We start from the raw sequence: 12,212 nt of genomic DNA on the forward strand, positions 1-12,212 counted from the left end.
CCTCGCAAGGGTGGGGTGCCGTTCAGACACGCACCACGATAGCCGAGCCGTCCGCCGATTCAAATTCAGAGATTCTTTCGCCGCCGACAAGCGGGACTTTGTGTGCCGGCACGCACCGAACACGCACGCCGCGCCGCGTCATTTGCCCAACTGCGGGTCGGTCACGAAGCCCAGCTTCGTCAGCCCGCCACGCTGCGCCGCCGACATCACGATCGCCACCCGCTCGTACGGCACCTTGCGATCGGCGCGCAAATGCAGCTCCGGCTGCGGCGTCGCGAGGGCGGCTTGCGCGATGCGCGCGCGCAAGGCGTCGTCGGTCACGGGCTGACCGTCCCACAGCACCGTACCGTCCGCCTGCACCGCGACGTCCACGTGCGCGGGCTTGAGCGCTTCCGGCTGACTGCTCGCGTGCGGCAGATCGATCCTTACCGCGTGTTGCAGCGCCGGAATGGTGACGAGAAAAATGATCAGCAGCACCAGCATCACGTCGACGAGCGGCGTCATATTGATCTCGTTCATCAGACCTTGTTCGTCGTCGTCGGAGAAAGGGCTCATTGCCATTCGAGGTCTCCGTCGCGGTTTGCGTTCGTCGCGTTGGTACCGCGCGGCACCACGCGCATCTGCGGCCCGGCGCTCGACGGCAACTGCGAGCCGGTCACGAAGTACGCGTGCAAGCCGTGCGCGAAGCGCTTCAGGCGCGCGACGATCGAGCGGTTCGCGCGCGTCAGACCGTTGTAGCCGAGCACGGCGGGAATCGCGACGAAGAGCCCGAACGCCGTCATGATCAGCGACTCGCCGACCGGGCCGGCGACATGGTCGATCGAGGTCTGACCGGTCTCGCCGATCACGATCAGCGCATGGTAGATGCCCCACACGGTGCCGAACAGCCCGACGAAAGGCGCGGTGCTGCCGATCGACGCGAGAATCGCGAGGCCGCTTTGCAGGCGCGCGATCGTCTCGTCCATCGTGTCCTGCAGACGCCGGGTGATCCAGTCGGACACGTCGATGCGGTCGTGCAGATGCTGCTGCGTCTGCCGATGGTGCGTCGCGGCTTCATGGCCCGCCAGCGCGAGCGCGAGCAGCGGGTTGTCGTGCGCGCCCGATTCCGGATGGCCGAGGCTGCGCAGCCCGTCGTCGAAGCGGTCCGCGCTCCAGAAGCGCGCGTCGCTCCGGGTTGCGCGCCTGAGGCGGATCAGTTGCCACAGCTTCACGATGATCACCGTCCACGACAGCACCGACATGATCACGAGCACGCTCAGAATGCCGCGCGTGACGATATCACCTGAATCCCAGACGTTTGCGAGTCCGTAGTGTTGCATGGCAAGTTCCTTCGTTTGGTGTCCCTGGTCTGATTGGCGGTGCGCTCAACCTGTCGCGTCACTCGGTCAGTCCGAATACGAACGACTGCGAGTACGCGGCGCGCACCGGCGTGCCGTTTTCGGTGTACGGCTGGCAGGCGCCCGCATGGACGGCGGCGAGCGCCGCGTCGTCGAGCCGCGCGGAGCCGCTGCTGGTTTGCAGCTGCGCCGTTTCGATATGCCCGCTCAGCCCGACGACGAAACGCACGATCGCCGTGCCATGCTCGCCGCGCCGCTTCGCGATGTCGGGATAGTCGGGCTTCGGAATCGAGCAGTCGACGTGCGACACGTTGCGCGGCTCGGTCGACGCAGGCACCGCCGGACGGACGGCGGAAGCCGATGCCGCCGACGGCACGGCGGCTGTTGGCACGGCGGCCTGCGGTGCCGCCGATGGCGCCGCGGCTTGCGTGACGGGCTGCGCGGTGCTTTCGCGTGTCGGAGACGGTGTCGGCACAGGCTTTTCCACACTGCGTGGCACCTGCGCGCGAGGCTGCGGCGCCGGTTTGACGCGCACGGCGGGGTGCGTGACCGGCGGCGTTGGCGCCGTCGGAACGACAGCGGCGGGTGGGGGCGGCGCGGGAGGTGAAACAACCGGAGCGGGAGGTTCGGGGCTCAGCAGCGACGCGGTGATCGTGCGCGGCTCGAGCGGACGCTCGACGATCCGGTTACGCGCGCTCAACGCGATGGCGAGCAGCACCAGATGCGCGACGATCACGGCGCCCAGCACGATGGCCGCGCGACGGTAACCGGCCGCGGCATTCGTAGAACTTCCTGGGTTCACCATGGCAACTTGCAGCATCATCGCCACCTCCGCGCTCATTGTCCCCCGCCGACCCCGCTTTTCAAACCCGCGACGGCCGGCGCGAAGCAATTCGGGAAAATCTCCCGCCGATCCGCGTTGTCAAACAATCGCCCGGTGGGCTACCTTGAAACGATGACGCGAACCATCGCGGCGCCGCCATATCAACCCGGAGTACAACGATGCTGGAGACACGGATTTTCCCCCGACCACCACGCCATTCCCTCGCGCTGGCCTGCGCGCTCGTGCTGGCCGCGAGCGCCGCGCATGCCGCGGCCGCGCCGCTCGCCTACGTGACGAGCGAGAAGGCCGGCGTCGGCGTGATAGATCTCGACCAGATGACGCTCACGCAGACCTTTCCGGTCGGCGCCGGTGGCCCGCGCGGTCTGAGCCTGAACGCCGACGGCACGCGTCTGCTGGTCGCCAACAAGAACACGAACGATCTCGCGGTGATCGACACCGCCACGGGCAAGGTCGTCCAGCGCGTGAAGATCGGCAAAAACCCTGAATATGTGCGGGTGCGCAACGGCTACGCGTACGTGACCTACGAGCCCGGCGAGGACGGCGGGCCGCCGGGAGCCAAACCCGACGCGAAGGGGGACAATAAGCCCGAAGCGAACGCGGGCAACAAGCCCGCCGCGGACGACGACGACGCGAACAAGCCGCCCGCCGAAATCGCGATCATCGATATGAAAAACTGGCACGTGATCCGTTCGGTCACGAGCGGCCACGAAACCGAAGGCATCGAATTCTCGCGCGACGGCCAGATGATGCTGGTCACCAACGAAGGCGACGATACGGTGTCGATCTATCACACACGAACCGGCGCGCCGATCCGAACCGTGAAGCTCGCGGCGGGCGGGCGGCCGCGCGGCATCCGGCTGTCGCCTGACGGCAAGCATTATGTTGTCACGCTGGAGTCGCTCAGCAAGTTCGTCGTGATCGACGCGCACACGTTCGAGGTAGTCAAGACCGTCGACACCAAACTCGGGCCCTATGGCGTCGCGTTCGGTCCCAACGGTCAGCGGCTTTTCGTGGCCGCCGCGCGCGACAGGGTGGTGCAGGTGTTCGACGGCCACACGTACGAACATGTCGCCGATGTGCCGGTCGGCCAGCGCTGCTGGCATTTCAGCTTCACGCCGGACGGCTCGAAGCTGATGGTCGCGTGCGGTCGCTCCGACGCGGTCTACGTGCTCGACGCGAAAAGCTATCAGCCGCTCAAGCAGATCGGTGAGCTGCCGCTCGCGTGGGGCATCGTCACGTATCCGCACAGCGACGGCTCGATCGAATCGCATTGAGCGAGGCGGGCGAATGAGCTGTTATCGGGTTCTGCCATACCAGTACGTTCGCGCGCGGCACCGCCGCCGCGAGTGTCCGGTCGATGAACCAGAAGGTCACCGTCCCGCTAAAAATTTCCATGTCACTTGACGTCCAGATGAGATTCGTCGCATCCGCAAGCGATGCGTGCTGCGAGAATGCGATATAAACCGTGAGCGCCTTGTCGCGCGAATATAGCGCGAGTAACCAGAGCGTCACCACGGGCACCATAAGGTTCACGCCATCGAGCGGCGCGATACCAGGTGGACCGATGTTCGCAAGGGGTTTCGCCAGGTTCAAGCGTGTTGGCCCGATCGCTTCGATGCCTCCAGGCGTCGATGACCTCGGGAATGATGCCCAGCGCGCCGCCGCCGCATGCGCTGAGCATGGCGTCGATGGCTGATTGCATCACGTTCTCCTTACCTCGGACGCGACCGAACAAACCGACACTCGCGATACCATACTGCCTCCCTCCCGCTTGAGGGTATGCATATGGCACCACTACGTACAACTCTGCGTGGCATCGCCGATGTCACGAAAACGACCGCGATCATCCGAGCGGCCCAGCTTGCATATCAGGAGCAATACTGGCGTGCTCGGGCGGAACGTGGATGGAATGGGCGTTATATGTATAAGTCCAGACGCGACCTGACAGCCACAGTCCGATCCGGCCGCCAGCGGCCATGTTCGAGGCAAGGGGCGGCAGCCGACCCACTTCAGTCGGCCGCCGTTTCCCAAAGCGGCCGTTCAATCCGCCGTCCCAGCATACGTTTTCGACCGAGAAACATTTAATATGCGTCATGCACAACAATGCCGCAGATGTATTGTGCTGTTCGATAGGTGAAGTCGGACGGCCTAAGCTTTTTCATATCCTTTATGGTCCAGACCGACTTTGAACGGTCGAAGTCGCCAGTGGACGACATAATCGGCTTCATGCTTTTGTCGAAATACATTTCACTCACATTGCCCCAACTAAGATCGTTGCAGTTGATCATGGTCTCAGCGATCAAGGTCGTCATGACGTCACCGTCGAAACCGCGAACGCCTGGGTCCCACGTCACCTTCATAAAGGCCGTTCTATAATTTCCTTGTATGAGCTTGACGCTCGTCGGCAGAACGTATTCAGTGTGCAAGGATGTTCCTGTCTCGTCGCTGTCCGGTCCCGAAAAAGTCTTAACCCACGGTCCAGCAGCTGCCGCTGCAATTGAAGTGGCGCCAATAAGTACTGCGGCCACGAAAACTTGATTAATAGTCGTAGTCATATGTTGAATTAATTTCGTGATTGCCGTTCTCGGCGTCTGTGATTCGGTGAATTCCAATACTTCGATCTGCTTCATTCGTCGGCGAGGGACATCATAGCCGAGATAGCGGTCACAGAGCATAGGAGCAGGTCCTTCCATCCGAGGGCACTATTGATCCTCGAGATTGGGTGCAAGACGGGGGAAGACTGCCCAGACGAAAGAGCAATCCGATTGTCAACGGTCTGGAGCTCGAAGTCGAATGTCGCTTGTCGCCTCATTCGAGTCACCCATTCAGCATTGGCATTGGTCTCGCCGACACGAGACGTTCGCATGCAGAGCTGCAATCACAAGAACCGGTACGCTCCGTGCATCGGGATGGAGCGGACTGCCAGCTCGTCGGGCTTATTATCCGAAGGTCGTACGTTCAAATCTTACCCCCGCAACTTCGCCTTGATTAGAGCAGGATCACTTATGCCAACCATCTATCACTATTGCGACGCTAATGCCCTTCTTTCGATCGTTAAGAACAAAAAATTGTGGCTGAGTAGCACCACGAAAATGAATGATGTCAAGGAGGGGTCGGTCGTAGAAACCGCTCTCAGATATCGCCTAAGCAGACCCATGGATAAACTCACTCTTGAGGAAATTGATCCTTATATTAAAGTCGTTAAAGACGAGATTTACGCGTGCTGCTTTTCTAGTGAAGGCGATTCCACTGTCCAGTGGATGAGTTACGCGGATTCTGGAAAAGGCTTCGCCATCGGATTCGATACTGGAAGATTGCTATCGCAATACCCTGATAGTTCAAGCATTGAGACGTTTGAGTCGTATTTCAAAGACAATACAAAAAAGCTCCGTGAAACAAATAAAATAAAATTAAGCCCCGTGATATATTTTACAGATAAAAATAGATCTAAAATAATGCAGTTGATTTCCAATCTACTTAAAAAAATCGGTGCGACCGAGGACGAAAATGAGCTTCACTATTACACCATCGCCCAGACTACCGCATGGTTCGATTCGATTACTAAGGATGCCGGGTTTAGTCACGAAGTCGAATACAGATTGACCCATACTCCAGAAGGATTGACGTTAGCTCAAATGATTGACACGTCGAATTACGAACCTTTGCGAGCTAGTGATCTTGATCCGTTGCTTTGGCGTGCGTCGCGATACGGGCTCGCTCCTTACTATGAATTCTGCTTTCCCCCTGATGCGATAAAAGAGATTTTGATCGGTCCTCGCAATCCAGATCATCCTAATGTTTCGGCTCAGCATCTCGTAAAGCAATTTTGCGTGAGAAATGAAATTCCGCATGCTCATGTTCAGAATTCTAAATCGCCATATCGAGGTTAGATCTGGCGATTTACCCGCTGTTCACCTATCGGTGGAAGGACGTTGTTTTGTCCGATATCCGCATAGGCCTTTAACCGATACCAAACGGGTTGAATGGCCGAAACTTGTCGAATTTCAGCCATTTGTTGCCGTCGAGGAGCGTCGCTTCCTGGCCGCACTGCGTCCACGGTCGGGCGCGCACTTCATGCAAAAGGCATAACCGCAAACCCATTGCAGTTTCTTGTAGCCCGAATACGCGATCTTTGGTCATCACGTTATCAATAACATTACTAAGAAAGAGAGTTTTCATCGCCTACGATGGTAAATCTAAATTGATCGTTACCATCTCGCTTCCCACCATACTGAACCTCTACGCATGTCTGCGTGTGTCGACTGGATGTAGTATTGAAAATGTCCGAGTAGCTGGTTCGCCCAAAAAGAAAAATTCTGCACGTTCGATTTTTGAGGCCTGTTATCTGCGTGTCGCTAAACGTAACCGGGTTACTGGAGACGGTCGTGTTGGGGAAGATCGTGGACCGTCCGTCGACGATCTCGTCAGCGCTCTTGAAAGCTGGAATGCCAGCCGAGTTAGGCAAGCACTCGCCCTTCAACATAATCATCGCCTTGACTGCCGGCGTTTTCCCCGGATTGGTCCAGCGCATACTGAATGCCCAACCATCTCCCTCTTTCCATTGCCCGTCAGTGGTGTCAAAAAAACCACTGTCTTGAAACCTCACGGGGTCAACTTGCATAAGTGAAACCCATGCCCGTTCTGAAACCATATAGGCCTTGGCACTATCTCTTGCCACGTCGGCCGCTTCCTTCGCGGCAATAGCTGATTTTTCAGCTGTCGCACCTGCGGATTTTGCCTCTATCCAAAGCTTATTGGTCGACCACCAAAGGAGCATAGTACTGACCGCGAGTACGAACGTGAATAGTGCAACGGGGTCCTCAATGAGTCTTTCCAACCAGTTCTTAACGTCCGGGTGCTCGTCTAATTTTTCGTTATTTTCAACCGGACCTTGACTAGATGGACTCACAGCAGCGACGCCAGGAAGTGATGGGCCTGTTGCATGGTCTGATGCAGGCATCTTCTTCTCAGCTTCGACGTTAGACTGCCAATGCGCAGAGGTGTCGGCGCGTGATGCGGGGTTGGTTTGGCCAAGTACTGCTGACGAAACAAAAGCCAATGCGAGCAATAATGCTTTCATTCACATACCCTGGGAATAAACTGCGCCAAGCGGGGACTGTGCTGAATCGATCATGTCAGTTGCGCACCCGGCCCGATTGTCGACGATCTTAGCTCACCAATCGTATGACCGAAAGTGGCCGAACGCGGCCAACGGCGAACGCACCAGATCGACCCACTGCCGCCGCTGAACACCGGCGGGACTCGGCGGCAGCTTTCAAGTCCGACAACGGCCACTTGTCCTGCCGCATCGGACGGCAATAAACCGGCCTTGGCGGGCATTGGAGTCCGCTCGCATCCTGGTCAGTCGCGCAGTCGATTTATTTGCTGATTGTGGGAATGGCCTGACGGTAGCTTCGGCAAGAAGCACTGGTCACCGCGGACAACTGGGAAATGCGCGCTGGCGACCGCGTCCCCGATGCCCGAATGCGACGTCAATTTTTCCACGCTCGGCTTTCTACGGCGGCTGAAGTCTCAGCCTGCACGGCCGGCGGATTCTGACTTTCGAGAATCGGTTCGTCTGCCAGTCATTTTCAGGTCGATGAAATCCATATAAATCAATAAGATACGCGACCTCCACGTCAGGCGATCGATGGCACGGGCCTTGCGTTGTTTAACGCATAGAGCATTCAACGCCATTAAAGCAGTCCACATAGGACTCACCTGCGGAGACGACATCCATGATTCGATTTATCCCCCCGCGCTCACGCGCGCGGCGCTACTAAGCCGCAACTCGACTTTTCCCACTCTGCCCTGGTCACCGACTGCCTCCCGCGGACGGCGGGACAGATGCGTCCGTCGATTGTTCGTCACTGTATCCGGCACGCCCGACGATGCCACCCCGCAGTCCATCCAGAAAGCAACCCACAAGGAGACGATATGCAAGTCACTGGTATGTTGTACGGCTCAAGACTGTTGAAATTCGGTGGTTTTCCCACTGCCGAAGTTCTCGGCCCTGACGCAAGCGAAGAGCAGATCAAAGCCATGATCGATCGTCATGGCTCGGTATTCGTGAAGCCGATGTTCAAGGGTGGGATAGGCAAAAAGGGCAAGGCGGGACTCATCGGGCGAGCAAGCGACCTGAAAACCGCACTGAAGGAGAAGGAGCGCCTGTATTTCACCGAACATCGGCATGGAAATCAGACCGCCAAGGCTAATGGCGTGACCTTCGAAGGCGCAGTGCCGGCGCAGCACGAAGTGTATTTCTCGATCACTGATTCGACGCGCTTCAGGGCGCCCACGATGACACTCACGCATCACGGCGGCGTCGACATCGAAGAACTTGATCCGAGCATGATCGTGCACGTGCCGTTCGATCCGCTCACCGGACTGAAGGCGTTCGTCGTCGCGAACGCGCTGTCGCGCCTGAACGCGCCTAAGGAAATCATCTCGCCGCTGGTGCAACACCTGCCGAAACTGTGGGAGCTCTATCACAACTTCGGTATGACGACGCTAGAGCTAAACCCGATCCGCATGCAGGCCGGTCGCGATGGCCGGCTCACGCCAGTCGCGTGCGATTTCAAATGCGGCTTTGATCGCGACGACGTTCGCTGGCAGCGGCTCGACATACCCGCGCACGTGTTCTCGGTCGACTATTCCGATTTCGAATCAGAGATCAACCAGTTGCGGACCTACCAGGGTCAAAGCGACGTCTACGTGATCAATGAAGGCGGCACGATCCTCGCGCCGACTTTTGGCGGCGGGGCCAACTCGCTGGTGTCGGAGATCCTGGGCGACGACGCGATCATTTCCTCGGACTTCGGTGGGAATCCTCCCTACGAAAAGATGAAGGAAGTGGCTCGCATCTGTTTCAAGCACTGGCTGAAACAGACCAACGTGCTATTCATCATCGGCGGGAAGTCGAACAACACCGATATCTTCGAGACGCTGCGCGCAATGGCCGATGCGTTGCGCGAGCATTTCAGCAAGAACGGACCGACGCCGCTTTACGTGGTGATCGGGCGCGGCGGCCCTAATCTTGTACGCGGCATGGGTGCAATGCGTGATACGTGCGATGCGCTCGGCCTGCCCTACAGCATTTTCGGGTTCGATTCGGATATCAGCGAAGTCATCCAGTACGCGAAGGCGGCGGACGCGTGGATGAAAGCAGGCGGCCGCGAGCTGGTCTCCGCGACGCTCAACAGTGCGCAAGGCTCGCCCGCCCGGGCCTGAACCGACATGACTTGAGCATCTAATCAATCTGGAGGAAGACCATGTACAGGCAAGGTGCAGGAGATTTCAAATACTACGTCGGCATCAGTTCGCTCGCGCAGGCCGCCTGCCGCGAGGACCGTGTGTGCGTGCTGAACATACTCGGGGGCGAGTCGCGGCAAGTCACGCCGGTGGGCCACGCGTATTCGGGAGGTAACGTGGTTTTCGGCACGTCGCCCGGACGCCGCGGACAGGTGCTGGAGACTTCGCTTGGCAATATCCCCGTGTACAACAGCGTGCTGGAAGGGCTGCAGGACGGCCATCGTTTCAACTGCGGCGTGATCTATTTGCCGCCATCCGCTGCGCGCGACGGTGTGGCCGAACTGATTCGCGTCAATCCAGAACTGAAGAAAATCTTCATCGTCACGGAGAAATTGTCCGTGCACGATTCGCGCGAGATCCGCGCGATGGGGCAGCAAAACGGCATCGACATCTTCGGCGGCAATAGCCTTGGCATTGCCGATGCGTGGAACCGCGTGCGCATCGGCGGCGCACTCGGCGGCGATAGCCCCGACGAGGCACTCAGGAAAGGCTCGATCGCGATCTTCTCGAACTCGGGAAACTTCACGACAACGATCGCGACGTACCTGCGAATGGCCGGCTGGGGAACGACTACGCTGATGTCGAGTGGTAAGGACGTTTATATCCATTTCGCGGCGCCGGAGTTCGCGTTCGCGCTCGCCAATGACGCGCGCAGCAAGGCGGCCGTGCTGTACTCGGAGCCGGGCGGCTACTACGAACTCGAAGCGAATTTCAGCAAGCCGGTGGTCGCCTGCGTGGTCGGCCGCTGGAAGCAGAAACTGACGCGCGCGGTCGGCCATGCGGGAGCATTGGCCGGCGGCAACGACGACGCTGCATCAAAAGAGCGCTGGTTCATGGAGAAGTTTGGCGTCGATCGACCGTTCACACCGGACGATCCGGTGTGTAGCGCAAAAGGCGCGCTCGTAACCAATATCGCCCACATTCCGGCGGCCCTGACGGCGGTGATGCATGAAAACGGCGCGCGGCCCGACTTCGCGCCAGAAGGCAGTCTCGCGCTCAAGCCATGGTTTCGCTCGTCAATAGGGATTGCATTGCCGCCCGAGCTCGACCTGCCGGTTGTCACAGCGTTGCCGCCGTATGACGCACAGATCGCCGCGCTGAACCAGCAGGTCGGCATCGTGTTGCCCCGCCAGAATATGAAGGACGCTTCGGGCGCATCGCAGATGGACCCGGACACGCAGGTGACGAGTCTGCACGGCGTGCCGGTGCTACAGGCCGCGCAGTATTCGCTCGAGGGCAACCTTTGCCTAGCGCTGTTGCATGAACCGGGGGGCACAAACGACGCGAAACTCGTCAGTGTTGCGGTCGGCGCCGAACTCAACCTGCATGGCGACGCGACGCTTGCGGCGGCGCAAGCCGCGCGCGACGCGGGCAACGCGCCGAATAGCGTCCTCGCGGCGGCGGCGAGCATTGTCGGGCCTCGTCGCGCGGACCGCGCGCGACGGGCTGCGCAAGCGTTCGTCGACCTCGGCACCGTGGCCGGCCTGCGTGATGCGCTCGACGAAGACTTCGAGTTGTCGTTGCTGCAGTCCGATGCCGAGACGCGCGCGTTGCTCACGTGTGAGGCGCCCGACGAAAAGGCCCAGGCGATGCTCGCAGGTCTGGCGAACCGAGAAGCGAAGTCCGTGTTCATCCGCTATTTACAGGGCCTCGACGGACACCCGAACGCCGATGCCGTGCTGGCTGCAATCACCACGACGCTCGCGTGGGGGCCGTTGATGCGCAAACGCGTATCGCGGATGACCGTCGAAAACCTGCCATGGTGGATGCGCCTGTTCGGAACGCTGATCGGCGCGTCGGTCGACGCCGGGCAACATGAAGCGGGACGCTTCTGCGGTATCGCGATGGACGAGGTGCTAGGACAGCGCTCGCTGACCGATGTTGCGTGCGCCGCGTTGATTGGGGGTAAGCCGGATGAGGCTGAGCTGTTTGGATTTCAGACACTCGTGGGCCTGCTGCTCACGAACGGACCGGGCGCGATCTCCGCGCAGGGCGCGAAGGGCGCGGTATCGGCGGACGGTCCCGAAACGCCGGAACGAGTCCAACTCAACAAAGCGATGGTCGCCTTTCTCACCCACGCGGGCTACGCGCATGGCGGCAATGGCTTCGAGGGAGTGGCGTTCCTGCTCGAGCGTTTCAAGGAGGTCGCGATGACCGATCCCGGTGATCCTGCGCACGGTCTCGACCTGAAAGCGATGGCTGCCGGCTTCGCACGTGCATATGGCGAGGAGCGGACACAACGCAAGGAGGTCGGCGCGCAGCAAGCCACGGCACTGCCCTGCATCAACCATCCGGTGTTCAAGGGCAAGCCCATCAACGTCGATCCCCGTGAGGCGTTCGTGCGTCAACGCTTCGAGGCTCGCGGCGAGTACAACGTCTTTCACGACTACTACCGTGCGCTGGTGCAGGCGTTGTACGATGAAAACGTGACGCGCAACGTGTTCGCGGTCAACGTGGATGCAGTGATTGCCTCGGTGTTGCTGAAGATGCTGTGGGCGCGCCATCGGGCTGGCGAGTTCTCCAGTCAGGCGCTGGAGACCGCGGCCTTTACCGTGTTCCTGTATGGCCGGATGATCGGCTGCGCTGCGGAGGTTGACGACCACTTGAATCGCGGTCGCAACCTCGACACTCGCACACCTCAGGCAAACGTGCGATTCGTCGCGTGAGAGCCAAAAGCTGTATTACGATCGACTGATCAGTCCGAAGACCGGGCCGCATTC

The 12,212-nt window shown here is 59.6% G+C and carries 11 protein-coding genes; 4 read left to right on the plus strand and 7 right to left on the minus strand.

Annotated elements, in window-relative coordinates; translation table 11 throughout:
- Positions 1–138: 138 nt before the first annotated feature.
- The 3 genes from HDG32_RS06525 to HDG32_RS06535 are packed head-to-tail and all read right to left on the minus strand — an operon-like array spanning position 139 to position 2,160.
- Positions 139–561 carry a biopolymer transporter ExbD gene (locus HDG32_RS06525; RefSeq protein WP_184064587.1) on the minus strand — a complete coding sequence of 141 codons (423 nt, stop codon included), beginning with the start codon at positions 559–561 and terminating at the stop codon, positions 139–141.
- The gene (locus HDG32_RS06530) at positions 552–1,319 is read right to left on the minus strand and encodes a MotA/TolQ/ExbB proton channel family protein (RefSeq protein WP_090809011.1); all 768 of its coding nucleotides are present in this window, start codon (positions 1,317–1,319) and stop codon (positions 552–554) included. The genes HDG32_RS06525 and HDG32_RS06530 overlap by 10 nt, the downstream gene beginning before the upstream one ends.
- 58 nt (positions 1,320–1,377) lie before the next feature.
- Complete coding sequence (locus HDG32_RS06535) at positions 1,378–2,160, minus strand: TonB family protein (RefSeq protein WP_260336060.1); 783 nt, start codon at positions 2,158–2,160, stop codon at positions 1,378–1,380.
- A 179-nt stretch (positions 2,161–2,339) separates the two neighbouring features.
- Between HDG32_RS06535 and HDG32_RS06540 the strand changes: the two genes are divergently transcribed.
- Positions 2,340–3,455, plus strand: coding sequence for a beta-propeller fold lactonase family protein (locus tag HDG32_RS06540; protein WP_221307642.1), 1,116 nt, complete (start codon positions 2,340–2,342; stop codon positions 3,453–3,455).
- A gap of 122 nt (positions 3,456–3,577) precedes the next feature.
- On the opposite strand, the gene HDG32_RS06545 is transcribed toward HDG32_RS06540, so the two are convergent.
- Both HDG32_RS06545 and HDG32_RS06550 read right to left on the minus strand, forming a co-directional pair.
- Positions 3,578–3,883, minus strand: coding sequence for a hypothetical protein (locus HDG32_RS06545; protein ID WP_184064593.1), 306 nt, complete (start codon positions 3,881–3,883; stop codon positions 3,578–3,580).
- Between the two features lie 379 nt (positions 3,884–4,262).
- Positions 4,263–4,811 (minus strand): hypothetical protein, encoded by a 549-nt coding sequence (locus HDG32_RS06550; protein WP_184064596.1) that lies wholly within the window; start codon positions 4,809–4,811, stop codon positions 4,263–4,265.
- Positions 4,812–5,186: 375 nt separating this feature from the next.
- Between HDG32_RS06550 and HDG32_RS06555 the strand changes: the two genes are divergently transcribed.
- The gene (locus tag HDG32_RS06555) at positions 5,187–6,071 is read left to right on the plus strand and encodes a DUF2971 domain-containing protein (protein ID WP_184064599.1); all 885 of its coding nucleotides are present in this window, start codon (positions 5,187–5,189) and stop codon (positions 6,069–6,071) included.
- A gap of 70 nt (positions 6,072–6,141) precedes the next feature.
- Here the strand turns inward: HDG32_RS06555 and HDG32_RS06560 are convergent, their stop codons facing one another.
- Positions 6,142–6,321, minus strand: coding sequence for a hypothetical protein (locus HDG32_RS06560; protein ID WP_184064602.1), 180 nt, complete (start codon positions 6,319–6,321; stop codon positions 6,142–6,144).
- 19 nt (positions 6,322–6,340) lie between these two features.
- Positions 6,341–7,261, minus strand: a complete 921-nt coding sequence (locus HDG32_RS06565) for a hypothetical protein (protein ID WP_184064605.1) — start codon at positions 7,259–7,261, stop codon at positions 6,341–6,343.
- An 857-nt stretch (positions 7,262–8,118) separates the two neighbouring features.
- Here HDG32_RS06565 and HDG32_RS06570 point away from each other — a divergent pair.
- Together HDG32_RS06570 and HDG32_RS06575 are read left to right on the plus strand one after the other, a co-directional pair.
- Positions 8,119–9,411, plus strand: a complete 1,293-nt coding sequence (locus tag HDG32_RS06570; protein WP_184064608.1) for an ATP citrate lyase citrate-binding domain-containing protein — start codon at positions 8,119–8,121, stop codon at positions 9,409–9,411.
- 41 nt (positions 9,412–9,452) lie between these two features.
- Positions 9,453–12,158 carry a CoA-binding protein gene (locus tag HDG32_RS06575; protein WP_184064610.1) on the plus strand — a complete coding sequence of 902 codons (2,706 nt, stop codon included), beginning with the start codon at positions 9,453–9,455 and terminating at the stop codon, positions 12,156–12,158.
- The last annotated feature ends 54 nt before the right edge of the window (positions 12,159–12,212 follow it).

Source organism: Paraburkholderia sp. CI2, assembly GCF_014201055.1.
Taxonomy (GTDB): domain Bacteria; phylum Pseudomonadota; class Gammaproteobacteria; order Burkholderiales; family Burkholderiaceae; genus Paraburkholderia; species Paraburkholderia tuberum.